Origin of the sequence: Streptomyces sp. NPDC087270, assembly GCF_044744625.1 — a bacterium.
In the GTDB taxonomy this organism is placed as follows: domain Bacteria; phylum Actinomycetota; class Actinomycetes; order Streptomycetales; family Streptomycetaceae; genus Actinacidiphila.
The window spans coordinates 223,934-249,878 of the sequence record NZ_JBIUYR010000008.1 but is presented as its reverse complement, the minus strand read 5'-3'; the positions used below and the strand labels follow the sequence as shown (position 1 = coordinate 249,878).

Annotated in this window: 20 protein-coding genes and 1 pseudogene; 20 read left to right on the top strand and 1 reads right to left on the bottom strand. The window is 73.1% G+C overall.

The features are described from left to right. Window positions 1-222 precede the first annotated feature (222 nt). From ACIPAE_RS18480 to ACIPAE_RS18385, 20 genes and pseudogenes are all read left to right on the top strand, one after another. Window positions 223-1,326, top strand: a complete 1,104-nt coding sequence (locus ACIPAE_RS18480; RefSeq protein WP_366411979.1) for a Gfo/Idh/MocA family oxidoreductase — start codon at window positions 223-225, stop codon at window positions 1,324-1,326. Between the two features lie 13 nt (window positions 1,327-1,339). Next, window positions 1,340-2,101, top strand: coding sequence for a ThuA domain-containing protein (locus ACIPAE_RS18475; RefSeq protein ID WP_402446299.1), 762 nt, complete (start codon window positions 1,340-1,342; stop codon window positions 2,099-2,101). A gap of 3 nt (window positions 2,102-2,104) precedes the next feature. Next, window positions 2,105-3,079: an ABC transporter permease gene (locus tag ACIPAE_RS18470; RefSeq protein WP_329361323.1), complete on the top strand. Its 975-nt coding sequence runs from the start codon at window positions 2,105-2,107 to the stop codon at window positions 3,077-3,079. A 2-nt stretch (window positions 3,080-3,081) separates the two neighbouring features. Beyond that, window positions 3,082-4,086 (top strand): annotated as a pseudogene (locus tag ACIPAE_RS18465) (ABC transporter permease); the annotation flags it as partial. Next, window positions 4,087-5,229 (top strand): ABC transporter ATP-binding protein, encoded by a 1,143-nt coding sequence (locus tag ACIPAE_RS18460; RefSeq protein WP_402446503.1) that lies wholly within the window; start codon window positions 4,087-4,089, stop codon window positions 5,227-5,229. After that, window positions 5,226-6,458 (top strand): ABC transporter ATP-binding protein, encoded by a 1,233-nt coding sequence (locus ACIPAE_RS18455; protein WP_402446297.1) that lies wholly within the window; start codon window positions 5,226-5,228, stop codon window positions 6,456-6,458. The genes ACIPAE_RS18460 and ACIPAE_RS18455 overlap by 4 nt, the downstream gene beginning before the upstream one ends. A 73-nt stretch (window positions 6,459-6,531) precedes the next feature. Further along, a complete protein-coding gene (locus ACIPAE_RS18450; protein ID WP_402446295.1) occupies window positions 6,532-8,208 on the top strand; it encodes an ABC transporter substrate-binding protein in 1,677 nt (558 codons plus the stop codon). A 166-nt stretch (window positions 8,209-8,374) separates the two neighbouring features. Beyond that, window positions 8,375-9,049 carry a ThuA domain-containing protein gene (locus ACIPAE_RS18445; RefSeq protein WP_329361327.1) on the top strand — a complete coding sequence of 225 codons (675 nt, stop codon included), beginning with the start codon at window positions 8,375-8,377 and terminating at the stop codon, window positions 9,047-9,049. Window positions 9,050-9,092: 43 nt separating this feature from the next. Beyond that, window positions 9,093-9,884 carry a sugar phosphate isomerase/epimerase family protein gene (locus ACIPAE_RS18440; protein ID WP_402446291.1) on the top strand — a complete coding sequence of 264 codons (792 nt, stop codon included), beginning with the start codon at window positions 9,093-9,095 and terminating at the stop codon, window positions 9,882-9,884. Next, window positions 9,881-10,852 carry an NAD-dependent epimerase/dehydratase family protein gene (locus tag ACIPAE_RS18435; protein WP_402446289.1) on the top strand — a complete coding sequence of 324 codons (972 nt, stop codon included), beginning with the start codon at window positions 9,881-9,883 and terminating at the stop codon, window positions 10,850-10,852. Before ACIPAE_RS18440 ends, ACIPAE_RS18435 begins: the two co-directional genes overlap by 4 nt. 150 nt (window positions 10,853-11,002) lie before the next feature. Then, window positions 11,003-12,058 (top strand): Gfo/Idh/MocA family protein, encoded by a 1,056-nt coding sequence (locus ACIPAE_RS18430; RefSeq protein WP_402446286.1) that lies wholly within the window; start codon window positions 11,003-11,005, stop codon window positions 12,056-12,058. Then, a complete protein-coding gene (locus tag ACIPAE_RS18425; RefSeq protein ID WP_366411971.1) occupies window positions 12,055-12,915 on the top strand; it encodes a GntR family transcriptional regulator in 861 nt (286 codons plus the stop codon). The genes ACIPAE_RS18430 and ACIPAE_RS18425 overlap by 4 nt, the downstream gene beginning before the upstream one ends. A 41-nt stretch (window positions 12,916-12,956) precedes the next feature. Beyond that, window positions 12,957-15,071 (top strand): primary-amine oxidase, encoded by a 2,115-nt coding sequence (locus ACIPAE_RS18420; RefSeq protein ID WP_402446284.1) that lies wholly within the window; start codon window positions 12,957-12,959, stop codon window positions 15,069-15,071. After that, the gene (locus ACIPAE_RS18415; protein ID WP_402446281.1) at window positions 15,068-15,820 is read left to right on the top strand and encodes a sugar phosphate isomerase/epimerase family protein; all 753 of its coding nucleotides are present in this window, start codon (window positions 15,068-15,070) and stop codon (window positions 15,818-15,820) included. The genes ACIPAE_RS18420 and ACIPAE_RS18415 overlap by 4 nt, the downstream gene beginning before the upstream one ends. Next, window positions 15,817-16,935, top strand: a complete 1,119-nt coding sequence (locus tag ACIPAE_RS18410; protein WP_402446279.1) for a Gfo/Idh/MocA family protein — start codon at window positions 15,817-15,819, stop codon at window positions 16,933-16,935. The genes ACIPAE_RS18415 and ACIPAE_RS18410 overlap by 4 nt, the downstream gene beginning before the upstream one ends. Next, a complete protein-coding gene (locus ACIPAE_RS18405; RefSeq protein ID WP_402446276.1) occupies window positions 16,932-17,951 on the top strand; it encodes an SIS domain-containing protein in 1,020 nt (339 codons plus the stop codon). The genes ACIPAE_RS18410 and ACIPAE_RS18405 overlap by 4 nt, the downstream gene beginning before the upstream one ends. After that, a complete protein-coding gene (locus ACIPAE_RS18400; protein ID WP_366411968.1) occupies window positions 17,948-18,841 on the top strand; it encodes a BadF/BadG/BcrA/BcrD ATPase family protein in 894 nt (297 codons plus the stop codon). The genes ACIPAE_RS18405 and ACIPAE_RS18400 overlap by 4 nt, the downstream gene beginning before the upstream one ends. A gap of 235 nt (window positions 18,842-19,076) precedes the next feature. After that, a complete protein-coding gene (locus ACIPAE_RS18395) occupies window positions 19,077-20,537 on the top strand; it encodes an aldehyde dehydrogenase family protein (protein WP_402446273.1) in 1,461 nt (486 codons plus the stop codon). A 486-nt stretch (window positions 20,538-21,023) separates the two neighbouring features. After that, entirely contained in the window at window positions 21,024-21,602 is a 579-nt protein-coding gene (locus ACIPAE_RS18390) for a hypothetical protein (protein ID WP_402446270.1), read from the top strand. A gap of 78 nt (window positions 21,603-21,680) precedes the next feature. Continuing rightward, window positions 21,681-23,390, top strand: a complete 1,710-nt coding sequence (locus ACIPAE_RS18385) for a glycoside hydrolase family 9 protein (protein WP_402446267.1) — start codon at window positions 21,681-21,683, stop codon at window positions 23,388-23,390. A gap of 85 nt (window positions 23,391-23,475) precedes the next feature. Here ACIPAE_RS18385 and ACIPAE_RS18380 read toward each other — a convergent pair whose 3' ends face one another. Continuing rightward, window positions 23,476-25,926 (bottom strand): PQQ-binding-like beta-propeller repeat protein, encoded by a 2,451-nt coding sequence (locus ACIPAE_RS18380; RefSeq protein WP_402446264.1) that lies wholly within the window; start codon window positions 25,924-25,926, stop codon window positions 23,476-23,478. Window positions 25,927-25,945 lie beyond the last annotated feature (19 nt).

The window sequence follows — 25,945 nt, the reverse complement described above, 5'->3', positions numbered from 1 at the left end:
GCCATCTGGTTCTAAGTGGTAAGCCCCCATGCAAGGCGATCATGGCCGAATCCACCATCCCACTTGTCCGGTTTTTCGACCAAACATCATGATTATGGGTCGAGTTTCCGCCGCGCTACCTGCTGTTCGACCCCTAGACAGAGCCGCTCTTCGGAATAAGATGTCGCCAAGTGGTATGCGTTTGGCACACCATCACTAGCGTCCGGAGAAGGTGAGGTATGCATGGACGACTCCATGCGGGTCTCCAGTGCGGACCTGTCGGCGGTTGTCGTCGGGGCCGGCTCGCAGGGCAGGGTGCATGCCCTCGGCTATCTCGCCACCCCCGGGGTGGCGCTGACCGGTCTCGCCGACGTGGACACCGCGTCCGCCGAGGCGCTGGCCGCAGAACTCGAAGTGCCCGCCGTCCACCGCGACTTCCGCGAGCTGCTCGCGGCCACCCGGCCGGACCTGGTCAGCGTCTGCACGCCGCCGGCGCTCCACCTCGACGTGGTGCGGGCGGCGATCGCGGCGGGCGCCCGGGCGATCCACTGCGAGAAGCCCATGGCGCTCAGCTACGGCGACGCCGTCGCCATGGTGACCGCCGCCGCCGACGCCGGGGTGCAGCTCACCTTCAACCTCCAGCGGCGCTTCGAGGCGGTGCAGCGGCAGGCCCGGGAGTGGATCGCGCAGGGCGAGATCGGCGACGTGGTGACCGTCGAGGGGTACTGCCCCAACCTCTTCGACTGGGGCACCCACATCCTCGACCTCATCCTCTTCCACCGGCAGGACGCCGCCCCGGAGTGGGTGCTGGGCCAGATCGACGTCTCGGTGAACCGCTACGTGTACGGCGTCTTCACCGAGACCGCCTCACTGACCCAGGTGGGCTGGGCGGACGGGGTACGGGCGGTGGTCTCCACCGGCCGCGAACCGCACACCTCCGCGCTCAACCTGGAGAACGGCCTCGGACTGATCGTCCAGGGCACCCGGGGGCGGGCCGACATCCGCGGCGCCCGCACCCTGCTGCGGCGCTTCGGCAAGGACGACCTGCTGCGCGAGTCGCCGTTCGACACCGACTCCCGTACCTGGGACCGCGGTGTGGACCCCGCGATCGTGGCCGGCACCGCCGACGCGATACGCGACCTGGTCGCCTCGCTGCGGACCGGCAGCCGGCCGGCGCTGCACGCCGAACACGCGCTGCGCGGCGCCGAGTTGATCTTCGCCACCTATGAGAGCAGCAGGTCCAGGCGGCGCGTGGTGCTGCCGCTGGACCGGATGGACAACGCCCTGACCAGCGGGCGCGCAGAGGGCTTCTGGAGCCCTACCGGTGAATTGCGCTCCACCTACTGAATCGAGCCTGCGCATGCAGATATCCCAGCCCCGCCATGTCCGGGCCGGCCACCCCGCGAGGCCCGCCGCCCGGGCCGCCGGGCACCGCGCCCGTGCCGCGGCCCCGGCCGGCCGCCCCGCAGGGCCGTCCGCCCTCGCCGTGATCAGCGGCGACGACGTGTACGAGGACCTGTTCACCGCGGCCTCCGTGCTGCAGAGCACGCTGACCGAGGAGGGCTTCGCGACCCGCACCGGGCTCGGCACCGCCCCGCTGGACGGCGCGGCCGACGCCGACGTGATCGTCCTGTACACCGCGCTGGGCCGTTTCACCACCGGGCAGCGCCAGGCGCTGGCGCGGGCGGTGCACGGCGGCTGCGGCCTGGTCGCGCTGCACTCCACCACGGTCCTCGCCTCGCCGCCGGACCGGCTGGACGCGGGCGACCGGCTGCTCGCCGAGCTGATCGGCGGCCGCTACCTCTCACACGGGCCGCTGCCGCACGAGAGCCGGTTCGAGGTGCGGCTCGACCCGGACCACGAACTGACCGCGGGCATACCGCCGTTCGAGGTGACCCACGAGCACTACGAACTGGCGACGGCGGACGACGCTCAGGTGGTCGCCTGGCGGGGGACCGCCACCGGCACCGAACCCCTGCTGCACACCCGGCAGTACGGCCAGGGCCGGGTCTGCTACCTCCAACTCGGCCACGACATGCGGATCTGGGGCGAGCCCGCGATGCGCGAGCTGGTGCGGCGCGCCGCCCGCTGGGCCTGTCGACCCGATCGTGAAGGCGAGTGACCGGTGCGCACGCTGCTACGGAAGATCGCCTTCTACCTGCTCACCGCCTGGGCGGCGATCAGCCTCAACTTCCTCATCCCGCGGATCATGCCGGGCAACCCGGCCGACAACCTGATCCAGCAGTTCCACGGCAAGCTCAGCCCCTCCGCGGTGCACGCGCTGCGGGTGCTGTTCGGCCAGTCCGACCAGAACCTCTGGCAGCAGTACGTCAGTTACTGGCACAGCGTCTTCACCGGTGACTTCGGCACCTCCTACGCCTACTACCCGTCGAAGGTCAGCACGGTGCTCGGGCAGAGCATGTACTGGACGCTGATCCTGGTGACGATCTGCACGGTGCTCGGCTTCGTCATCGGCACCGCGCTGGGCATGCTGGCCGGCTGGAAGCGGGGCAGCTGGCTGGACTCGCTGGTGCCGATCACGACGTTCCTGTCGTCGATCCCGTACTTCTGGTTCGCGATCATCATGGTCTATCTCTTCGCGATCACCTTCAAGTGGTTCCCGCTGTCCGGCGGTTACGCGCTCGACCAGCACATCGGACTGAACAGCGGCTTCATCGGCAGCGCGATCAACTACGCGGTGCTGCCGGCCGTGACCATCACCGTGGCGTCGATCGGCGGCTGGCTGATCGGCATGCGCAACATGATGGTCACCACGCTCAGCGAGGACTACGTCCGGCTCGCCGAGGCCAAGGGCCTGTCGAAGCGGCGGGTGATGTACACCTACGCGGCGCGCAACGCGATGCTGCCGTCGCTGTCGGGCTTCGCGATGTCCCTGGGCTTCGTCATCGGCGGCTCCATCGTCACCGAGGTCGTCTTCAACTACCCCGGCATCGGATCGGTGCTCTTCAAGGCCGCCCAGGCGGCCGACTACCCGCTGATGTCGGCGATCTTCCTGCTGATCACCGTGCTGGTACTCGTCGCCAACCTCGTCGCGGACATCGCGTACGTCTTCCTCGACCCGAGGACAAGGGAGAGCTGATCATGGCCCTGCAACCCGCTGCCCTGGCCGAGTCCGACGCCGCTGTCCCCGACACCGCCGGCACCGGCCCCGCGGCCGAGTCCTCCGCCGGTCCCGACCGTCTCTGGCTGCGCCTGCTGCGCTCACCGCTGACCCTGACCGGTCTGGTGATCGTGCTGATCTTCGTGGTGCTGGCCATCGTCGCGCCGTGGATCTCGCCGTACGACCCGTCGTCGGTGAGCGACACCACCCTCGCCGGGCCGTCCGGCTCGCACTGGCTGGGCACCACGCAGAACGGCCAGGACGTCCTGTCGCAGATGCTCTACGGCGCCCGCGCCTCGATGCTGGTCGGCATCGGCGCCGCCGTGCTCACCACCGTGCTGTCGGTGGCGGTCGGCGTGACCGCCGGCTACGTCGGCGGCCTCGGCGACGAGGTGCTGTCGCTGCTGGCCAACGTGTTCCTGGTGCTGCCGAGCCTGCCGCTGACCATCATCCTGGCCGCGTACCTGCCGCACAGCGGCTCGCTCGGCATCATCCTGGTCATCACCGTGACCGGCTGGGCCTGGGGCGCCAGGGTGCTGCGCGCGCAGACCCTGTCGCTGCGCAAACGGGACTTCGTGGAGGCCGCGCGCGCCACCGGCGAGCCCACCTGGCGGATCATCGTCAAGGACATCCTGCCCAACCAGGTGGCGGTGATCGCCGCGTCCTTCCTGGGCACGGTGACGATGGCCATCCTCACCCAGGCCAGCCTGGCGTTCCTGGGCCTGGCCGACGTCACCCAGTGGTCGTGGGGGACGATCCTGTACTGGGCGCAGACCGGCAGCGCGCTGCTGACCGGTGCCTGGTGGTGGTTCGTGCCCGCCGGGCTGGCGATCGCGGTGCTCGGCACCGCGCTGTCCCTGGTCAACTTCGGCATCGACGAGTTCATCAACCCCCGGCTGCGGCAGGCCGGCATCGGCACCAAGAAGGCCCAGCGCGGCCAGGTGTCGGCGAAGCGGACCCGCCGCGTCAAGCACCAGGGCCCGCGGGTGAGCCGGCCGGCCCCCACCCCGTTCACCCAGGACAGCACCGACGTCGTGCTGGACGTGCGCAACCTGCGGGTGGAGTACGTCGGCGAGGGCGGCAGCCGCACCCCGGCGGTCAGCGACGTGTCGTTCCGGCTGCGCCGCGGCGAGGTGCTCGGCATCGCGGGCGAGTCCGGCTCCGGCAAGTCCACCCTCGCCTACGCCATCACCCGGCTGCACAAGCCGCCGGCCGAGATCAGCCAGGGCGAGGTCCACTACACCGGCCCGGACGGCGACACCGTCGACGTGCTGGCCATGGACGACGCCGAACTGCGCGGATTCCGCTGGGAGGAGCTGTCCATCGTCTTCCAGTCCGCGATGCACGCGCTCAACCCGGTGCTGCGGATCGGCGCGCAGATCGAGGACGTCATCGTCGCCCACCGGCCGAAGATGAACGCGCCCGAGCGCGCCGCCCGGGTGATCGAGCTGCTCGGCATCGTCGGCATCCCGGCCGACCGCGCCAACTCCTACCCGCACGAACTGTCCGGCGGGATGCGGCAGCGCGCGATGATCGCCGTCGGGCTGGCACTGGACCCCGAGATCATCGTGATGGACGAGCCGACCACCGCGCTCGACGTGGTGATCCAGCGCCAGATCATCGAGAAGATCATGGAGCTCAAGGACCGGCTCGGCTTCTCGGTCGTCTTCATCACCCACGACCTGTCGCTGCTGATCGAACTCTCCGACACCATCGCGGTGATGTACGGCGGCAAGGTCGTCGAGATGGCGCCGGCCGACGACTTCTACCGCCGTCCGCAACACCCCTACAGCCGCGGGCTGCTGGCGTCCTTCCCCACCCTCGGCGGGCCCAAGCGGGAGCTGACCGGCATCCCCGGCTCCCCGCCCGACCTGCGCCGGCTGCCGACCGGGTGCGCCTTCCGGCCGCGCTGCCCGCACGCGTTCGACGCCTGCGCCACGCAGGTGCCGCCGCTGTACCAGGTGGGCGGACCCGGCGGCGGCACCGGGCTGGCGGCCTGCCTGCTGCACGCCGACGCCGCACCCGGGGCGAAGGCCGGCGCGGAACCCGGTGCCGCCGGCCCCGGCACGGCGCGGCCCGCGCACCCCGAGACGACCCCGAACGAACTGGCGACAGGTGAGACCCGATGAGCGCTGAGACCACGGCCACGGCGGCCACCGGCGCCGGCGGCACCGGCGGCACCGCCGCCGAGCGGCCCGTGCTGGAAGCCGTCCACGTGACGAAGCACTTCCCGGTCCGCGGCGGACTGCCGGTGCGCGGCGCCGAGCGCAAGGTGGTGCACGCCGTCGAGGACGTGTCCTTGCGGCTGTACGCGGGCCGGATCACCGCGCTGGTCGGCGAGTCCGGCTCGGGCAAGTCCACCCTCGCCCGGCTGCTCGCCCAGCTCTACCCGCTCACCAGCGGGGAGGTGCGGCTGCACGGCGAGCCGGTCCGGGCGCTGCGCGGCCGGGCCTTCCGCGACCACGTGCGCAAGGTCCAGCTGATCCTCCAGGACCCGTTCGGCTCGTTCAATCCGGTCGCGACGATCGCCGGCACCCTGAAGCGGGCGGTCGCGCTGCACCACCCGGGCAAGCACGGCAAGGACCGGACCGCGGTCATCGACGACCTGCTGACCCAGATCAACCTGGTGCCGCCGCGGCAGTTCACCGCGAAGTACCCGCACGAGCTGTCCGGCGGGCAGTTGCAGCGGCTGTCCATCGCCCGCGCGCTGGCAGCCGACCCCGAGGTGTTCCTTGCCGACGAGCCGGTCTCCAGCCTCGACGTCTCCATCCGGCTGGGCATCCTCAACCTGCTGCGCCGCCTCACCGAGGAACGCAACGCGGCGATGCTCTACGTCACCCACGACATCGCCTCCGCCCGCTACTTCGCCACCGACACCGCGGTGATGTACGCCGGCCAGGTGGTCGAGTCCGGCCCGTCGGAGGCGGTGACGCAGCAGGCGGCGCACCCGTACACGCAGTTGCTGATCGCGTCCGCGCCTGACCCGTCGCGGGTCGGGGCGGACCGGGTCCGGGACATCGGGCAGCCGCCCAGCCTCATCAACCCGCCGTCCGGCTGCCGGTTCCACCCGCGCTGCCCGTACGCGATGGAGCGGTGCGCCGGCCAGGTGCCGGAGCCGTTCGAGCTCTCCCCCGGCCACACCGCCCGGTGCTGGCTGTACGCCGACGACCCCGAGGCCCGCGCCAGGCGCGCGGACAACGCGGAGGCCGTCGCGAACCTCACCGCACCCGTGGCCGAGGTCGCCACCGCGACCGCCACCGCCACCGCGCCCACCCCCGCCACCGCACCGGCGCCGGCGACCGCCGCCACGCCCGATTCGCCGGACGCATCCGACACTCCGGACGCACCCGCCTCCTGATCTCCCCAGGGCCGCACCCCGCCGGCCCGCACGTAGCTCATCCGCTGTCCCTACTTCCAAGGAGCAGACGCACGTGACCACTTCACAGTCGCCCCTCGCGTCCGGCATGACCAGACGCGGCGTCCTCGCAGGTGCGCTGGCAGGCGCCGGCACCCTCGCGCTGTCCGCCTGCCAGCCGTCCGGCGGCGGCAGCTCGGGCGGCAGCGACACGCTCACCGTGGCCGCCCAAGCCGACAACCTCACGCAGGTCTTCAACCCGTTCCTGGAGAACACCGCCCAGGGACTGACCTACACCAGCCCCGGGTCCGGCGGCTTCATCTACGAGCCGCTCGTCCAGATCAACACCGTCAACATCGGCCATGACCTGCCCTGGCTGGCGAAGTCCTGGCGCTGGTCGAACAGCAACAAGACGCTGACGCTGGAGTTGCAGACCGGTGTGAAGTGGACGGACGGCACGGCGTTCTCCGCCGACGACGTGATCTTCACCTACACCCTGCTGAAGCAGAACGGGGCGCTCAACCTGGGCGGCGTCAAGTTCAGCACGGTCACCTCGCCGAGCCCCACGCAGATCGTCTTCACCTTCGACGTGCCTTCCGAGCAGTTCTTCACCGAAGTGGTGTCGGTCCCGATCGTCAGCAAGCACATCTGGTCGACGGTGAAGAACCCGGTCACGTACACCGACAAGAACCCGGTCGGCACCGGCCCGTACAAGCTCGACCAGTTCTCCCCGCAGAGCTTCACGCTGGTGCGCAACGAGGATTACTGGCAGCCGAAGGCGCAGATCAAGTCGCTGCGGTTCGTCGCGTACAAGGACAACGAGAGCATGACGAACGCGCTCGTCCAGGGTCTGGCGGACTGGGGCGGCACGTACATCGCCAACGCCGACCGGACGTACCTCAGCCGCAGCAAGCACAACAACTACTGGGCGCCGCTGGCCGGGACCGACGGCCTGATCCCCAACCTGGAGCGCTGGCCGCTGAGCGACATCGCGGTGCGCAAGGCGATCAGCCTCGGGGTGAACCGCAAGCAGGTCGGCGCGGCCACCGCCTCGCCGCCGGCCACCAGCGTCACCGGGCTGCCGATGCCCGCGTACACCTCGTCGATCGCGCCGCAGTACAAGGGCCTCGACTTCACCCAGGACGTGGGCAAGGCGCACCAGACGCTGACCGACGCCGGCTACACCAAGGGCGGCGACGGCTACTACCGCAAGGGCGGGAAGCGGCTGGAGTTCTCGATCACCTTCCCGTCGGCGTACACCGACATCGCCTCCCGGGTGCAGGTGCTGATCTCCCAGCTCAAGGACATCGGCATCAAGCTCACCATCGACACCACCACGGTGAACGACATCAACACCCGCACCGCCAAGGGTGACTTCGACTCCACGATGGGCTACCCGGTGAACTCCGCGCCGCGGGCGTTCTCCTACTACTACGACACCATCAACCCGAATCTGTACTTCCCGCTCGGCAAGGCGACGCCGACGTACCAGAACATCGAGCGGTTCCGGAACGCGGAGGCGGCGGAGCTGTTCAAGGAGTACCCGAAGGCGACCACGGACGCCCAGCGGCAGCAGATCCTGGACGGGATCGAGAAGATCTTCGTGGAGAACCTGCCGTGGATACCGATGTTCTACTGGGGCAGCTACGGCAACTGGAGCACCGCGAAGGCGACCGGCTTCCCCACGCCGCAGGACCCCTACTTCAGCCCGGTGCCCAACCCGGTGGTCGCGCTGCGGCTGAAGCCGGTCTGATCCGCCGCGGCCCGCGCACCGCACCGCGGGCCGCGCACCCCCACCGCGCGCCCGGTCCGCACCGCCCACCCGGCCCGCACCCCGCGCCCGGTCCGATCCACCCGCCCCGTGCGCTGGCGCCGGGCACCCCGATCCCGTTTTCTGCCGCACCCCCGCGAGGAGAGCCATGTCCCACCTGACGACGCCGAGAGCCATGGTCGTCGTGAACGGCGACGACACCCACCACGACCTGCTCAGTGCCGCCGGAGTCTTCCAGCAGCTCGGTGTCGAGGCCGGGTTCGCCACCCGCAAGGCCATGGGCACCAGCCGGTTCACCGATCCGCGGCCGGAGACGGCCGAGGCGGACGTCTACCTCTTCTACACCGCGGGCGGGCACTTCGCGACCGGCCAGCAGCAGGCGCTGGCCGACGCGGTGCGGGCCGGCAAGGGGCTGGTCGGGGTGCACGGCGCCAACATCCTCGGCTGGCAGGGCGACGGCCTGGACCCGGCCGACCGCCCGATGTTCGAGCTGCTCGGCAACCGCTACCTCTCGCACGGGCCGGGCCACCACGAGGGCCGGCACACCATCGAGATCGTCGCGGAGCACCCGATCACCGAGGGCGTCACGGACTTCGAACTCTTCGACGAGTACTACGAGTTCGAGCTCGCCGACGAGGACGTGACGGTGCTCGCGCAGCGGCACCGGGCGGACGGCGCGGTCATCCCGGTGCTGTACGCCCGCGAGGTCGGGGCCGGCCGGGTGGTCTACCTGGCGCTCGGCCACGACATGCGTTCCTGGGGCGAGCCGCCGGTGCGCGCCCTGGTCCGGCAGGCGCTGCTGTGGGCGGCCGGCCGTGACTGAGACGACGAGCGCCGGCCCCGCGCGGCCGGCCGGAGGAGGAGACATGGCAGCCGGTATCGGCGTCATGATGTACACGGTGCTGGACCAGGCACGCGCCGACCTGGAGGGCACCCTGGCCCGGCTGGCGGAGCTGGGCTACCTGGGCATCGAGACCTACGGGCTGGTGGAGCACTTCGGGCCGGCCCGGGTCAGGGACGCCGTCGCGGCGGCCGGGCTCACCCTCACCAGCGCGCACACCCCGTTCCCGGCCGGGGCGGACGCCGAGCGGCTGCTGGACCAGAACCAGGAGCTCGGCGCCGAGGTCCTGGTGTGGAGCATGGAGCGCGAGGAGTTCGACTCCCCCGACGCGATCCGGCACGGCGTGGCGCGGGTCAACGAGGCCGCCGAGCGCGCGGCCGGCCGCGGCATGCGGATCGCCTACCACAACCACTTCGCCGAGTTCAGCCAGGAGTTCGGCGGCCGGTCGGCGTACGACCTGCTGCTGGAACTGCTCGACGACCGGGTGCTGGTCGAACTCGACGCCTACTGGACGGTGATGGGCGGCGCCGACCCGGCGCAGGTGCTGGCCGGGCTCGGCGAGCGGGCGCGCTTCGTGCACGTCAAGGACGGCCCGGCGCTCTCCTACGAGGACGACGTGATGGTGCCGATCGGGGAGGGCCGGATCGACTGGACCCGCACCCTGACGACGCCGTCGGGTCCGCGCTGGCACATCGTCGAGCTGGAGCGGCTGCACATCGACACGTTCGAGGCGCTGCGCCGTTCCTACGCCCATCTGGTCGGCCACGGGCTGTCCCGTGGCGCGGTCGTCCCGGCGCCGACCGAGGAGCAGGCATGAGGGTGCTGTTCCTCGGCGGTGCCGGGATGATCGGTTCGGCGGCGGCCGCGCGGGCCGCGGCCCAGGGCGCGGACGTGACGATCGTGACGCGCTCGGAGCCGGTGCGGGCGGTCGCCGACGGCGTACGGCAGTTGCGGGCGGACGTCCGCGACCCGGCGGCGCTGAAGGCGGTGCTGCGCGACGAGGAGTTCGACGCGGTCGTCAACTGGGTCGGCTTCACGCCCGACGACGTGCGGGCGCATCCGGAGCTGTTCACCGGCCGGACCGGGCAGTACGTCTTCATCAGCACCTGCTCGGTCTTCGGCCGGCCGGTGCCGCACCTGCCGATCACCGAGTCCAGCCCGCGCCGCCAGCCGGTCTTCGGCTACGCGCGGGACAAGATCGCCTGCGAGCTGCTGCTGGAGGACGCCTACCGCGACACCGGCTTCCCGCTGACGATCGTACGGCCCTTCCACACCTACGACCGCACGGTGGTCCCGGTGCTCGCCGGGTGGACGGCGATCGAGCGGATGCGCGCGGGGCGGCCGGTGGTGGTGCACGGCGACGGCACGTCGCTGTGGTCCCTCACCCACGCCCGGGACTTCGCGCGGGCCTTCGTGGCGCTGCTCGGCCTGGACCACGCGGTCGGCGAGAGCGTCAACGTGGTCAGCGGCGACATCCTCACCTGGGACCAGATCCATCTCACCCTGGCCACGGCGGCCGGGGTGCGCGACCCCCTGCTGCGGCACCGGGCCAGCGAGTCGATCGCCGAGCGGGTGCCGGGCTGGGGCGAGGTGCTGGAGCACGACTTCCGGCACTCGATGCTCTTCGACACCTCCAAACTGCGCGCGCTGGTACCGGGGTTCGCACCCGAGGTGTCGTTCTCGCAGGGCGCCCGGGAGGTGCTGGCGCACTACGACGCCCACCCGGAGCTGAAGTCGGTCGACGAGGAGCTGTCCCGGGCCTTCGACGTACTGCTGGAGGGCTGATGGGGACCGCCCGCTTTCCCCCAGTGGTATTGCGTGGTCTATATTTAGTGGACCCCTGACATACCATAAGCAGACCAAAGAACTAACGTGAGAGTCCGGCTGCGGGCACCGCCCGCGGCCGGCCACCGCAGGACGAGGGAAGAGGAACGCGTGATCGGCGTCGGTCTCATAGGTTCGGGATTCATCGGCGACACATACGCGGACGCGCTCCAGGACGTGAGGAACGCGACGCTGGTGGCAGCCTGTTCGCGCGACCTCGCGCGCGCCACCGCGCTGGCCGCCAAGTGGGCCCCGGAGGCCCGCGCTTACGACGACATGGCCGCCCTGTGCGCCGATCCGGCTGTCGACCTGGTGGTCGTCGCGGTGCCCAACGAGGCGCATCTGGACGCGGTACGGACCGTCGCCGCCGCCGGCAAGGGCGTGGTGTGCACCAAGCCGCTGGCCCGCACCGGCGCGGAGGCGGCACAGATCCTGGACGTGGTCCGCGAGGCGGGCGTCTGGCACGGCTACGCCGAGAGCTCGGTCTTCTCGCCCAACATCGCCAAGGCGCACGACATGGTCGCGGCCGGCGCGATCGGCGATCTGCTCACCATGCGGGCCCGCGAGGCCCACTCCGGGCCGCACGCCCCGCACTTCTGGGACGCGCAGACCGCCGGCGGCGGCGCCCTGCTCGACATGGGGTGCCACACGGTGGAGTCCGCCCGGCACTTCTTCGGCAAGGACAACCCGATCACCGAGGTCTTCGCGTGGGGCGCCACCCTCGCCCACGCGGACCGGACCACCGGCGAGGACACCGCGATCGCGCTGCTGAAGTTCGCGGGCGGCCAGCTGGCCACCGTGGAGTCGTCGTGGATCGAGAAGGGCGGCATGCAACTGCGGCACGAACTCGTCGGCAGCGCCGGCCGCCTGGTCACCGACACCTCCGCGACACCGGTGTGGGGCTTCATCGAGCGCCCGGCCGGCTACCTGGTGGAGAAGGCCGACGCCGACACCGGCTGGGTCTACCCGGTGCCGGAGGAGGCCCGCGCCTACGGGTTCAGCCAGCAGATGCGGCACTTCGTGGACTGCTTCGCCCGCGGCGAGGTGCCCCGCGAGACCTTCGAGGACGGCGTCGTCGTCAACCACGTGCTGGACGCCTGCTACGCCTCGATGCGCTCGGGCACGTGGGAGAAGGTCCAGGAGCCGAAGGTCCAGGCGCCGGCATGAGCACGGATCACATGAGCGCGCGCCGGCCGGACCCCGCGGCGGCACCGCGGACACCGGCGGGCCAGGCACCGGCACCGCGAACACCGGCGCCGGCGGTACCGGAGCTGCCTGCGGTGCCGGCCGCGCTGACCGGCGGCTACCCGGAGCCGCTGTGGATGCAGGCGAAGGAGGCGCTGGAGAACCGGATCGCCGTCGGCGAGGTCAAGCCCGGCTCCCGGCTGCCCCCGGAACGCGAGTTGTGCCGGATGCTCGGCATCTCGCGGGTCACGCTGCGCAAGGCGCTCACCGCGCTGGTGGAGGAGGGAGTGCTGCGCGCCGCGCAGGGCCGCGGCTGGTACGTCTCCGCGGCGGAGCGCAAGGAGTGGCCCAACACCCTGGAGTCGTTCTCCGAGACCGCCCGCCGGATGGGCCTGCTGGCCACCTCGCAGGTGCTGCGCCGAGAGACCGGTCCGGCCAGCTTCGACGAGGCGGAGGCGTTCCAGATCGCCCCCGGCACCCCGCTGTACCGGCTGGAGCGGGTCCGCATGCTCGACGGCGTACCCATCGCGGTCGACCACTCGCTGGTCCCCACCGACGTCGCCGCGGGCTTCGACACGGTCGACTTCACCGTCCGGTCCCTCTACGACACGATCGCCGACGCGGGCTTCGAGCTCGCCCAGGCCGACACCACCATCGAGGCCCGGCCCGCCGACGCCGCGCTCGCCGGCCACCTCGCCATCGCGGCGGGCACCCCCGTCCTCGACATGCGGCAGATCGTCCGCGACCGCGCCCAGCGGCCGCTGCTGTCCTCGTCGATCCGCTACGCCGGCGACCGCTACCGCCTGCGCACCTCCTTCATGCGGAACGCCGGCCAATGACCCGGCGCCCCCCGAACCCCCTTCGCAGAAGCGGAGCCCCCGTGACCACAGCAACACCACCGCCCGCGCACGGCGGCGACGACGGCAGTGCCGCCGCCGGCGCCACCGGCCGCGCCGACGCCTACGACGCGCCCGCCCTGGCCGTCGCCCTCGCCTCGCCGCGCCCCGACGAGATCACCGCCTGCACCGCGCTGCTCCGGCGCGAGGGCCTGATCGGCCCCGACACCCACGTGTCCTACTTCGGCCTCGCCGAGCAGGACAAGCGCGAGCTGCTCTCCGGCGCGATCGCCCCGCGCCGCTTCCGCGCCATGCTGATCGACCTGCGCACCGGCCTGTCGCACGACGTCGTCGCCTGCCCCGGCGAGGACCGGATCGTGTCGGCCCGCGTGCTGGACACCGCCACCGACGGCCATGTCCCGGTGGTGCTCGCCGAGTTCCCGCTCGTGGAGGAGATCGTGCACCGCGACGAGCGCTGGCTCGCGGCGATGCGCAGGCGCGGCCTGACCGACGTGACGCGACTGCGGGTCAACCCGCTGTCCGCGGGCGTGCCCGGCGCGGGTGAGGAGGGCCGCCGCCTCCAGCGCTGCTTCACCTTCGTGCAGAAGACGCCGGACGACCTCGGCTGGGCGCACCCGGTCGACGGCGTCACCGTCGTCGTGGACGTGGTCACCCGCGAGGTCCTCGACGTGCTGGACGTCGCGCACCTGCCGGTACCGCAGGAGGACGGCAACTACCACGACCCGCGGTGGGTCGGGCAGCCGCCGCGCGCCGGGCTGAAGCCGATCGAGATCACCCAGCCCGAGGGCCCGAGCTTCACCATCGACGAGAACGGCGTCATCGACTGGCTCGGCTGGTCCCTCCAGGTCGGCTTCGACCAGCGCGAGGGCCTGGTGCTGCACAACATCGGCATCGACGACGCCGGCCGCCGCCGTCCCGTGCTCTACCGCGCCTCCCTGGCCGAGATGGTCGTCCCCTACGGCGACCCGAGCCCGCAGCGCTGGTTCCAGAACTTCTTCGACTGCGGCGAGTACCTGCTCGGCGGGTTCGCCAACTCCCTGGAACTGGGCTGCGACTGCGTCGGCGACATCACCTACCTCGACGCGGTGCTCGCCGACAGCGAGGGCGGCGTCCACGTCGTCCCGCAGGCGATCTGCATCCACGAGGAGGACACCGGCATCCTGTGGAAGCACTCCGACAACTGGAACGGCTCCACCCAGTCCCGGCGCGGCCGGCGCCTGGTGATCTCCTTCTTCGTCACCGTCGGCAACTACGACTACGGCTTCTACTGGTACTTCTCGCTCGACGGCGCCATCGAGCTGGAGGTCAAGGCGACCGGTGTCGTCTTCACCTCCGGCTATCCCGGCCCCGGCTACGCCTACGCCTCCGAACTCGCCCCCGGCCTCGGCGCGCCGTACCACCAGCACCTGTTCAGCGCCCGGCTGGACATGGCGGTCGACGGCACCGGCAACGCCGTGGACGAGGTGGAGTCCGCCGCGGTGCCGCGCGGGCCGGGCAACCCCACCGGCACCGGCTTCACCCAGACCGTCACCCGGCTGCGCACCGAGTCCGGCGCGCAGCGCCTGGCCGACAACACCCGCAACCGGTCCTGGGTGGTCACCAACCCCTCGGTCACCAACCGGCTGGGCAACCCGGTGGGCTACCAACTCCACCCGGAGGGACGGCCGGTGCTGCTCGCCGACGCCGACTCCGACATCCACCGGCGGGCCACGTACGCCACCCGGCACCTGTGGGTGACGCCGTACGCGCCGGACGAGCGGTACCCGGCGGGCGACCTGGTCAACATGCACCAGGGCGGTGGCGGGCTGCCCGCGTGGACCGCCGCCGACCGGTCGGTGGACGACACCGACATCGTGCTGTGGCACACCTTCGGCCTGACCCACTTCCCGCGGCCCGAGGACTGGCCGGTGATGCCCGTCGACTCCGCCGGGTTCGCGCTCAAGCCGTACGGCTTCTTCGACCGCAACCCGACGCTGGACATCCCGGCCCCCACCGCCGCGCACTGCCACGCCGGCGGCCACCACCCGCCCGGGGAAGGCGGTCCGGGCCAGCGGCACGACCCGCACCACGACCGCGGAACCCACCACGACGACCACGAGCACGACCATGACCACGACCACGGAAAGGCCGGCGCATGACGACCGCGCAGCCGCTGGGAATCCAGCTCTACAGCGTGCGTGACGACATCGGACCCGCGGACCTCGACCGTACCCTCGCGCGACTGGCGGGCTTCGGTTTCACCCACGCGGAGCCGTACGACATCCTCGGGGACACCGAGCGGCTCGGCGCCGCGCTGCGGGACGCCGGGCTGAGCGCCGCGACCGCCCACGCGTCGGTGCTCCGGCACGACGTGGCGGACATCCTGGACGCCGCGCAGGCGCTCGGCATCGGCTGCGTCATCACGCCGTACGTCGACCCGGGCAGCATCGCCGACCGGGCGGGGGTGGAACGCCTCGCCGACGCGCTCAACGCCGCGGCCGAGAGCGCCGCCGCGCGCGGCATCCGGATCGGCTACCACAACCACGACTTCGAGTTCGCCCAGCGTATCGACGGGGTGCCCGCCTACGACGTGCTCACCGCGCTGCTCGATCCCGCGGTGGTGCTGGAGGTCGACGTCTACTGGGCAGGGGTGGGCGGCGCCGACGTGTTCGAGCTGCTGCCGCGCCTGGGCGACCGGGTGCGCCATCTGCACGTGGTGCACGAGCGGGAGCCCGGCAACGACCGCCCGGTGCTGGGCGTCGACACGGCCGGCCGGATGGACGAGGTGCTGGCGCTGACCGCGGCGCACGTGGAGCTGCCCGTCGTCGAGGTGGTCGCCCACCACAGCGACGTCTGGCCGCTCGTCGAACGCAACGCCGCGTACTTCCTGGCCGGGGGTGCCGCATGAGCGCGCCCGTGCGGGTCGCGGTGGTCGGCGCCGGCGACATCTCCGCCCAGTACCTCGACGCCTTCACCGGCTACCCCGACCTCGCCGTCACCGCCGTGGCCGACCTGGTGCCCGCCCGCGCCCGCGCGCAGGCCGAGGCGTACGGCGTGCCGGCCTGGGGCACCACCGACGAGGTCCTGCGCCGCGACGACGTGGACCTGGTGGTCAACCTGACCGTCCCCGCCGCCCACGCCGAGGTCGCGCTGGCCGCGATCGCGGCCGGCAAGCACGTGTGGGGCGAGAAGCCGCTGGCCCTGGACCGGGCGAGCGCCCGCGCCGTCCTGGACGCCGCGGCCGCCGCGGGCGTCGTGGTCGGCAACGCCCCCGACACCGTGCTCGGCCCCGGCGTGCAGACCTCCCACCGGCTGCTGGCCGAGGGCGCGATCGGCACGCCCAGGACGGTGCTCACCCTGATGCAGGGCCCCGGGCCCGATCTGTGGCACCCGCGGCCGCAGTTCCTCTTCGCCAAGGGCGCGGGCCCGCTCTTCGACATCGGCCCCTACTACGTGACCGCCCTGGTCCAACTGCTGGGCCCGGTCGTGTCGGTGAGCGCGAGCGGCCAGAGCCCGCGCCCGCAGCGGATCATCGGCGCGGGGCCGGACGCCGGCGCCGCGTTCCCGGTGGAGGTGCCCACCCACGTGAGCGTGGTGACCACCTTCGCCTCCGGGGCGGTCGGCACCTCCGTCTACAGCTTCGACTCGCCGCTGCGCCGCCAGCTCTTCGAGATCACCGGCTCCGACGGTGTCATGGAGGTGCCGGTGAGCGGCTTCGACGGCGACACCCGGCTGCTGACCGACACCACGCCCGGCGCGCCGTGGACCACGGTGCCCGCCGTCGGCGTCCCGAGCGGCCGGGGCGTCGGCGTCCTCGAACTGGCCCGCGCCCTGCGGTCCGGCACCCGCCCGCGCGCCAGCGGCGAGTTGGCGTACCACGTGCTCGACGTGATGCTCGCGGTCGAGGAGTCCGTCGACCTCGGCGCACCCGTCCGGGTGGCGAGCAGCGCACCAGAGGTGCCCCCGATCCCACCGCAGTGGGACCCCACCACACGGACCTACGACGGAACGGAGCAGACATGAGCGAGGGATACCTCCCCTACGCCACGGCCCGCGCGACCCAGGCCGAGGAACTGGAAGCCGCGATCGCCCGGCTGGCCCCGTCGGTGGCCTCGCTCGCCACGGCCGGGCTGCTCACCGGCCCGGGACCGGTGTTCGTCGGGATCGGCGCCAGCCTGGCGGCCGCCTGCGCGCCGGTGTGGTCGCTGCGCAGCCGGGGCGTGCACTCCTGGCGGCTGGGCGCCGGCGACCACCCGCTGCCGTTCCCCGCCAGCCGGCACCCGGTGTTCGGCGTCTCGCAGAGCGGCCGCAGTTCCGAGACGCTCGCCGTGCTCGAATCCGTCGACCCGTCGCTGCGGCACGCCGTGGTCAACATGACCCCCTCGCCGATCGCGGACATCGCCACCGGCGTGCTCGACATCGGCAGCGTGCCCGACAGCTACGCCTCCACCATCGGCTACACCGCGACCGTCGCCGCGCTCGGCATGCTCGCCGACGCGTGGGACGGCGGCGCGCCGGACGAGGGCTGGGCCCGGCTCGGCGCGCTGTTCGCCGCGACGGAGAAGGAACTGCGCGAGCAGGTGCGGGCCCTGGCCCCGCTCTTCGCGACCGCCACCTCCGCGGACTTCGTCGGCGCCGGCCCCGCGGTGGGCTCCGCCGAGGCGTCCGCGCTGCTCTTCCGCGAGGTCGTCCGCATCCCGTCGACCGGGATGAGCACCCGCCAGTACCTGCACGGCGCGATGGAGTCGGCCGGCGGCGGGGTGCACGTGGTCTTCGGCGACGAGCGCGAGCACACCGTGGCCGACACCCTCGCGGCCGCGGGGCACCCGGTGGTGCTGGTCACCTCGGCGCCGCCCGAGAAGCGGCCGATGCTGCACCCGGTGCGGGTGCCGCGGCTGCCGGCGGCGCAGCGCGCGGTGCTGGAGATCCTGGTCGCGCAGATCCTCGTCGAGGCCGTCGCCGAGGTCCGCGCCGTGGACATCGAGGAGTTCGTGTTCCACAACGCCGACATCAAGGTGACCGGGGGGCCGACGGTATGAGGGTCCTGGTCGGCGCCGACATCGGCGGCACCAAGGTCGCGATCCGGGTCGCGGCTCCGGACGGCACGGTCCGCGCCGACGTCGAACTGCCCTCCACGGGGTGGGAGGCCGCCCCGGTCCGGCACGCCGCGCGCTGGCTGCTGGACCGGGTGCGCACCGTACTGCCCGCGGGCGACGAGGTCGCCGCCCTCGGCGTCGGCGCGCAGGGCTGCGACACGCAGGAGCACTGCGCGCACCTCGGCGCGGCCCTCGAAGCGCTCGCGGTGCCCGCGAGCGTCGTCAACGACGCCGCGCTGCTGGTGCCGGCCGCCGGTCTGGCGCAGGGGATCGGCGTCATCGCCGGCACCGGCTCCATCGCGGTGGGCACCGGCGCCGACGGCACCGTGCTGTTCGCCGGCGGCTGGGGCTGGGTGCTCGGCGACGAGGGCAGCGCGCCGGCGATCGTACGGGAGGCGGCGAAGGCGGCGCTGGCCGCACACGACATGGGCCTGCCCGACGACGGGCTGCTCTCCGCGCTCCTCGCCCACTACGGTGTGGCCGACGCCCCCGGGCTCGCCCGCGCGGTCAACGACTCCCCCACGCCCGCCACTTGGGGCCCGGCGGCGCCCGCGGTCTTCGCCGCGGCCGCCGCGGGTTCCTCGCTCGCCGCCGAGGTGGTGGACGCGGCCGCGGCCGAACTGGCCGCGCTCGTTTACCGCTTGCGTGCGCGCGGCGCCACCGGCCGCACCGTCGTGGCCGCCGGCGGCGTGGTCCTCGCCCAACCCCTCCTCGCCGACGGCCTGCGCTCCCACCTCGCCGCGGCCCAACCCGATCTGACGCTACGCCTGCTGGAAGTCCCCCCGGTCGCCGGCGCGGTGGCGCTGGCCAAGTCCCGGCTGACGGCCCCCTGACCCCAGGTGCGTGCCCGTGCTGTCGGTTCCAGGACCGCTCGCGGAGGAAGCCTCACTCACCAGGGGCGCTGGGGCACCTCCCGGCGAAGGCAGGGGGAGAGCCGCGCGACGAGCCACCCGCCGGGCGCAAGGTCCCGGAACCGACAGAAGGGGGCGCCCCGGAGGGTCAGGGGCACCCCAGGACGTCACGGCACCCGCCCCCCGGAGCACCTAGGAATCCTGAATGGAGCTGAACATGGCAACGCACAACCCCCCATGGTCGAAAGCCATTTACACGGACGGACGATTCCACCCGCCCGCCGCCGGAGGCACCCTCCAGGTCCGTGACAAGTCCTCCGGTGAGCTGCTCGGGGTCGCCGGCGACGCCGCCACCTCCGACGTCGACGCCGCCGTGGCGTCATCGGTGACCGCGCAACGCGCCTGGGCGGCGCTCCCGTACACCGAGCGTGCGGCGATCCTCCGCGGCGTCGCAACGGCTCTCGAACACGCCGACAGCTTCCGCGAGTTGATCGTGCGGGAGACCGGCAGCATCGCCGGCAAGGCCGACTACGAGATCGCCTCCGCGGTCGGCGAGCTGACCGAGGCGGCGGCGCTGGCCTCCCGGCCGGTCGGCGAGGTGCTGCAGACCGGGCACCCGGGCCGCTTCTCGGTGGGCGAGCGCGTGCCGGTCGGCCTGGTCGCCGCGATCACGCCGTGGAACTTCCCGCTGGTGCTGGGGATGCGGGTCATCGCACCCGCGCTCGCGCTCGGCAACACCGTGCTGCTCAAGCCCTCGCCGGAGACGCCGCTGTCCGGCGGCCTGGCGATAGCGGAGCTGTTCGAGCAGGCGGGGGCGCCGGCCGGCGTCTTCCAGGTGCTGCCCGGCGGCGAGGAGGTCGGGCGGAGGCTGGTCGAGCACCCGGACGTGGCGATGGTGCACTTCACCGGTTCGACGACGGTCGGCCGGCAGATCGCGAGCACCGCCGGGTCCCTGCTCAAGAAGACCTCGCTGGAACTCGGCGGCAACAACGCCCTCGTCGTCCTGGCCGACGCCGACGCCGATCAGGCCGCGATGATCGGGGCGTGGTCGAGCTTCCACTACCAGGGGCAGACCTGCATCAGCGCGGGGCGGCACATCGTCGATCGCGCGGTCGCCGACGCCTACCTGCGCAACCTGTCGGAGCGCGCCGCGGCCATCACCGTGGGCGACACCTTCCGGGACCGGACCGGTCTGGGTCCGATCATCAACGACGTCCAACTGGCGCGCGCCAGGCGGCTGCTCGACGAGGCGGTGGCCGGCGGTGCCCGGGTGCTGACCGGCGGCACGAACGAGGGCCGGTTCTTCCGCCCGACCGTCGTGGTGGACGTCGATCCGGCCTCCGCGCTGTGGACCGAGGAGATCTTCGCGCCCATCGCGCCGGTCGCGGTCGTCGACGGCGCCGAGCAGGCGGTCGAACTCGCCAACGACACCCGCTACGGCCTGGTCTCCTCGGTCGTCGGCTCCGACATCCACCGGGCCACCGAGGTCGCCCGCCGCCTGAACTCCGCGATGGTCCACGTCAACGACGCGACGCCCCAGGACGAACCGCTCGCCCCCTTCGGCGGGATCGGCCACTCCGGACTGGGCGGCCGGGCCGGCGGCGACGCGAACCTGGAGGAGTTCACCGAGCGCCGCTGGCGCACGGTCGCGAGCGAACCGGTCCACTACCCGTACTAGGCCGTGTTGTGGAAGGAGCGCCGTCCGCCCGAAGGGCGGGGCCCGTGACGTCTGGTGCTCCCCCACAGCCTTCGGCGCGGGAGGTGCCCCCAGATCGCACGGCGGAGGGCGTCCTCGTAGTGGGCCTGCTCGGACCAGCCCGACAACGAAGCGAGCGTGCGTGCCAGGCACCACGGGATGGGGGCACCTCACCCGCCGAAGGCAGGGGGGAGGGCTTTCCACACCACGGCCTAGTGCCGGGCCCGGCCGACGCGTCGTCCGGGCCCGGCCCTTCGCACCACCACGGGCACGGGCCCACCCGGAGGCCCGCCGTAGGTCAGGCGTGGGCCCGCCGTAGGTCAGGCGTGGGCCCGCCGTCGGTCGGGCACCGGTGAGTTCCGGGCCACCGCGACGTCAACAGTCACGACGTCGACGGTTCCGACGTTCCGCGTGCGCGGGCGGTCCGCCGTCCGCGCAGCCGGTCCCTCCCACCCAGCGGAAGGCACGATGAGTGAAGTGGCGATGGCCGTCGGGCTCGTGGGAGCCGGGATGTGCCTGGCCGAGCGGCTCGCCGCCCGGGCCCGGGCCTGGGGGCCGGCCGCGGTCGTCGCGGTGGTGATGGCGCTGATGGCCTGCGGGGTGTGCGGCACGCCGCTGGTGGCGGGGGCCTGCGCCGTCGCGGGGGCCGGGGTGTGGACGGCGCTGGCCGGCCCGTGCCGCGGCCGGACCGCGGCCGTCGTGGACCTGGCCACGATGGCGCTGCTGACCGCGGCGGTCGCCCGGCCCGGGTCCGCCGGGCACGCCGGGCTGACCGGGCTCACCGGGGCGGCGGGCCACCGCCCCGGAATGCGGATGCCCGGCGGCGAGGGGGCGTACGACGTGCGGTTCTTCGTGTTCGTCGTCGCCTGCTGGCTGGTGGCGCGGACGGGCGTCCACGTCGCCGCGCTGGCGGGCTCCGGCGCGGGCCCGGCCCCCGCGCGTGGGCCGGCCGATCCCGGCCGGGCCGGGCGCGGGCCGGCCGCGGCGCTGCTGCACGAGGCGGGCAGTGCCGCGATGATCGTCGCGATGGCGGCGATGGTCGCCTGACGGCGCAACTGCGTACGTGTGACAACCACCGCCGCCCGGAACGTCCGGGCGGCACGAGGGAAGGGGCGGTACCCGAGGGTGCGTTCGACCGATGACTCCGCGACGATCCTGACCGCGCACCTGGGCCACGGCCTCGCCGCCGCCAAGGCCGTGGTCGCCGTGCTGCCCGACGGCCGCGCGCCGCGCGTGGCCGAACTCCTGGGCCCCGGCGGCCCCCGCCCGCTCACCGCAGGCCCGGTCGGTGCCGTCCCGGGCTGGCGGGCGGGGCCCTTCGCCCGCGTCCCGCTCCCCCGGGACCTGCCCGCCGGCACGTACACCGTGCGGATCGTGGACGGCGACGGGCGCGAGACGGTCTCGGAGCCGTTCGAGATCGCCCCGGACCGGCTCCAGCGGCAGACGATGTCCGACGTGCTCGCGTACTTCCGGGCGATGCGCTCCAGCGGCGAGATCGACCGCAAGGACCGGCACGCGCGGCTGTGGGCCGACGACAGCGGGCGCGAGGTGGACGCGAGCGGCGGCTGGCTGGACGCGAGCGGCGACCCGAGCAAGTTCCTCAGCCACCTCACCTACACCCGCACCATGAGCCCGCAACAGATCCCGCTGTGCGCCTGGGCGTTGGCGGCGGCCGGGGACGTGCTCGCCGAGCGGCATCCCGAGCTGGTCCGCTCGCTCGGCGCCCGGCTGCGCGACGAGGCCCTGTGGGGCGCCGACTTCCTGGTCCGCTTCCGCGCCCCCGAGGGCTACTTCTACACCGGCGTCTTCGACGCGCTCACCAAGCGGCTGGACGAGCGGTTCGTGACGGCGCCGCTGGCGGAGTGCGTCCGTACCGACGACTACCAGGCCGCGTACCGGCAGGGCGGCGGCCTCGCGATCGCCGCGCTGGCCCGCGCCTCCACCCTCGACGACCACGGCGACTTCACCGGCGCGCAGTACCTGGACGCGGCGCTGGGCGGCTTCGCGCACCTCGAAGCGCACAACCTGGAGTACCTCGACGACGGCACCGAGACGGTGGTCGACGACTACGCGGCGCTGCTGGCGGCCTGCGAACTGGTCGCGGCCGGCGCCCCGGTGGTCGCGGCGGCCCGGCGCCGGGCGCGGCTGCTGGTGCGCCGGTACGTACGGCCGGACGGCGACGGGCCCGGCTGGTTCACCGCCGACGCGGAGGGGCGGCCCTTCTTCCACGCGGTGGAGGCCGGCCTGCCCGTCCTCGCCCTGCTCCGTTTCGCGGCCGTCCTCCCCGACTCCCCCGAGGCCGGCGAGGCCCGTTCGCTGGCGGTGCGGGCGATGCTCGACACGCTCGCCCGGACCTCCGCGGTGCCGAACCCGTTCGGCTATCCGCGGCAGCGGGTGCGCCCTTCGGGCGGCACCGACCGTGACGCGTTCTTCTTCCCGCACGCCAACGAGACCGGCTACTGGTGGCAGGGCGAGAACGCCACCATCGCCTCGCTCGCCGCGGCGGCGTCCTTCTGCGCCGGCGCCGAGGGCGTGTCCGCGGCCGACCGGGAGCGGCTGCTGGACTTCGCCGACGACCAGTTGGCGTGGATCACCGGCCGAAATCCCTTCCAGGCGTGCATGCTTCAGGGCCGTGGCCGCGGCAACGTGGACTACGCCTCGGACTTCCCCAACCTGCCCGGCGGCATCGTCAACGGCATCACCTCCGGCTGGAGCGACGAGGACGACATCGCCTTCCTCCCCGCGAACGCCCCGGAGGAGGAGTCGTGGCGGTGGGCCGAGCAGTGGATTCCGCACACGGGCTGGTTCCTCCTGGCCGTGGCAGCCGCCCGCTGACCCCGGGCGCCAGACGGCGGGCGGCAGGCGGCAGGCGGCAGGCGGCGGGCGGCGGGCGGCGGGAACGACTCCGCAGGGGCCGCGCTCAGGTCTGCACGGCGTAGAGGAGACCGCTCTTGCTGCCGACGTAGACGACGCCGTCCGCCACGGTCGGCGACCAGGCGGGGCCGTTCGTGGGGAAGGCCCAGCGCTGCTTGCCCGTCGCGGCGTCCACCGCGTAGAGGTGGCTGTCGGCGCTGCCGGTGTACACCACGCCGTCCGCCACGGCCGGTTGGGAGTCGACGAGGTCGCCGGTGCGGAAGGCCCAGCGTTTGGCGCCCGTCCTCGCGTCGAGCGCGTACAGGCGCTGGTCGTCGGCGCCGAAGTAGACCGCGTCGCCGGCGACCGTGGGCGTGGAGTTCACCCCCATCACCTCGAAGGACCAGCGCTTGCTCCCCTTGACGGCGTCGAGCGCGTACAGGTGGTTGTCGAGGCTGCCGAAGTAGACCGTGCCGCCGGCGACCGTGGCCGACGAGCCGACGACGTGGCCGGTCCGGAAGGACCAGCGCACCTTGCCGGTGGCCGCGTCCAGGGCGTAGAGGTAGTGGTCCAGCGTGCTGATGTAGACCAGGCCGCCGGCCACGGCGGGCGACTGGGTGATCAGGCCGTCGTGCGGGAAGTGGTGGCTCCAGCGCTTGCTCCCGGTGACGGCGTCCAGCGCGTACAGGTTCGCGTCGGCGCTGCCGAAGTAGAGCACCCCGTCGACCACCACGGGCGACGAGTCGATGAGGTTGCCGGTACGGAAGACCCAGCGCTTCCGGCCCGTCGTGACGTCCAGCGCGTACAGGTTGCCGTCGTCGCTGCCGGCGTAGAGCATGCCGTTCGCGACGGCCGCCGTCGACCGCATCAGGCCGTCGCCAGCGAAGGTCCAGCGCGGCTTGCCCGTCGCGGCGTCGAGGGCGTAGAAGTCGTGGTCGTTGCTGCCGAAGTAGACGACCCCGCCGACGACGGTCGGCGTCGTCTCCACCTGGTCGCGCGCGGGGAACTGCCAGCGCTTCTGGCCGGGTCGGAACGTGCGCTTCGGTGTGGAGGGGGTCGGCCCGGTGGTGGGGGTCCCTCCGGCGGAGGGCGAGCCGGCCGAGCCGGAACCGTCGTCGTTGGCCTTCCACAGGGCGATGCCCGCTCCGGCGGCGACCGCGACGCCGGTCAGGGCGAGCAGGGCGCTGCGCCGCGAGAGGGGGCCGGGAACGGCGCCGGGGTACGGAATCACCGGTGGCGCCGGCTCGGTTGCCGGTTCGGGTGCCTCGTCGTCCGGAGTTTGCGGCGGGACGAGGCCCGGGGCAGCCCGGTCGCCGGGCTGGGTGAGCGCCTCGTGCAGGCCGGGGGCGGGGGCAGGAACCGGGGAGGGGGCAGGAACGGGGGCGGCCGGCGACCCGGCGGCAGCGTGCAGAGTCGGCGCGTGGGGTATGTCGGGCGCCGCGGGAGGTACGGCCGGACCCCGCGGTGGCGCGGAGGCGGCGTCCGCAACGGTCGGGGTGGGGCGGGGCGTCGGGGTCGTCCCCGCGGCCGGGGCCTCGTTGTGCGCCGCGGGCGCGTCCCCGGTCGACGGCGACGCCGGCTCGGGAACCGCGGCCGGTTCGGCCCCCTGGCTGCGGGGCAGCGCGGCCGCGCTCCGCTCTCGGACGAAGCGGTTGACCGCGTCCGGCATCCAGCCCTCGGTCAGCAGCAGCGTCGCGTCGGACGCCGCCCGGTCCTCTCGCGTGCCCATCAGGCGGAGCAACTCCCCCACCTCCGGCCGGTCTTCGGGCCTCTTCGCCAGGCAGGCCGCCACCAGGTCGCGCACCTCGGCCGGCAGGGCGGAGAGGTCGGGCTCCTCGTACACCGCGCGGAAGTGCAGGGCGTGCGGGGTGCCGGTGCCGAACGGGCCGATGCCGGCGGCGGTGTACGCCAGGACCGCGCCGAGCGCGAAGACATCGCCGGCCGGGCCGACCAGCGTCCCGGTGAGCTGTTCGGGGGACATGAAGCCGGGTGTGCCGATCGTCATGCCGGTGTGGGTCAGCGCGCTGGCCTCGCTCGCCGACGAGATGCCGAAGTCGATCACCCGGGGCCCGTCGGGCGCCAGCAGCACGTTGGACGGTTTCAGGTCGCGGTGGACGACACCCGCCGCGTGGATGGCCTCCAGCGCCTCGGCGAGACCCGCGCCGAGCGCCAGGACCGGCTCGGCGGGCCAGGGACCGTGCTCGGCCACCGCCTCGCCCAGCGACACCCCGGAGACGTAGACGGTCGCCAGCCACGCGGGCGCCCCGTCGGGGTCGGCGTCGACGACGCCCGCGGTGAAGGCCCCGTTCACGCGCCGGGCGGCCGTCACCTCGCGGGCGAAGCGGCGGCGGAAGTCACCGTCCCTGGCCAGTTCCGGCCGGACCACCTTCACCGCGACCGGGCGCCCGCCGGGCGAACGCCCCAGGTACACCTGCCCCATGCCGCCCGCGCCGATCCGCGCCACGATCCGGTACCGCCCGACCTGGTGCGGGTCCTCTGGTTCCAGGACGTCGAACACGGCCCGCTCCTCCTTGCGA

What these genes read in the sequence shown, in the direction of transcription:
- ACIPAE_RS18395 (WP_402446273.1), top strand. Translation starts at nt 19,077, where the DNA reads ATGGCAACGCACAACCCCCCATGGTCGAAAGCCATTTACACGGACGGA.
- ACIPAE_RS18440 (WP_402446291.1), top strand. Translation starts at nt 9,093, where the DNA reads ATGGCAGCCGGTATCGGCGTCATGATGTACACGGTGCTGGACCAGGCA.
- ACIPAE_RS18390 (WP_402446270.1), top strand. Translation starts at nt 21,024, where the DNA reads ATGAGTGAAGTGGCGATGGCCGTCGGGCTCGTGGGAGCCGGGATGTGC.
- ACIPAE_RS18415 (WP_402446281.1), top strand. Translation starts at nt 15,068, where the DNA reads ATGACGACCGCGCAGCCGCTGGGAATCCAGCTCTACAGCGTGCGTGAC.
- ACIPAE_RS18410 (WP_402446279.1), top strand. Translation starts at nt 15,817, where the DNA reads ATGAGCGCGCCCGTGCGGGTCGCGGTGGTCGGCGCCGGCGACATCTCC.
- ACIPAE_RS18400 (WP_366411968.1), top strand. Translation starts at nt 17,948, where the DNA reads ATGAGGGTCCTGGTCGGCGCCGACATCGGCGGCACCAAGGTCGCGATC.
- ACIPAE_RS18405 (WP_402446276.1), top strand. Translation starts at nt 16,932, where the DNA reads ATGAGCGAGGGATACCTCCCCTACGCCACGGCCCGCGCGACCCAGGCC.
- ACIPAE_RS18455 (WP_402446297.1), top strand. Translation starts at nt 5,226, where the DNA reads ATGAGCGCTGAGACCACGGCCACGGCGGCCACCGGCGCCGGCGGCACC.
- ACIPAE_RS18475 (WP_402446299.1), top strand. Translation starts at nt 1,340, where the DNA reads ATGCAGATATCCCAGCCCCGCCATGTCCGGGCCGGCCACCCCGCGAGG.
- ACIPAE_RS18445 (WP_329361327.1), top strand. Translation starts at nt 8,375, where the DNA reads ATGTCCCACCTGACGACGCCGAGAGCCATGGTCGTCGTGAACGGCGAC.
- ACIPAE_RS18480 (WP_366411979.1), top strand. Translation starts at nt 223, where the DNA reads ATGGACGACTCCATGCGGGTCTCCAGTGCGGACCTGTCGGCGGTTGTC.
- ACIPAE_RS18435 (WP_402446289.1), top strand. Translation starts at nt 9,881, where the DNA reads ATGAGGGTGCTGTTCCTCGGCGGTGCCGGGATGATCGGTTCGGCGGCG.
- ACIPAE_RS18425 (WP_366411971.1), top strand. Translation starts at nt 12,055, where the DNA reads ATGAGCACGGATCACATGAGCGCGCGCCGGCCGGACCCCGCGGCGGCA.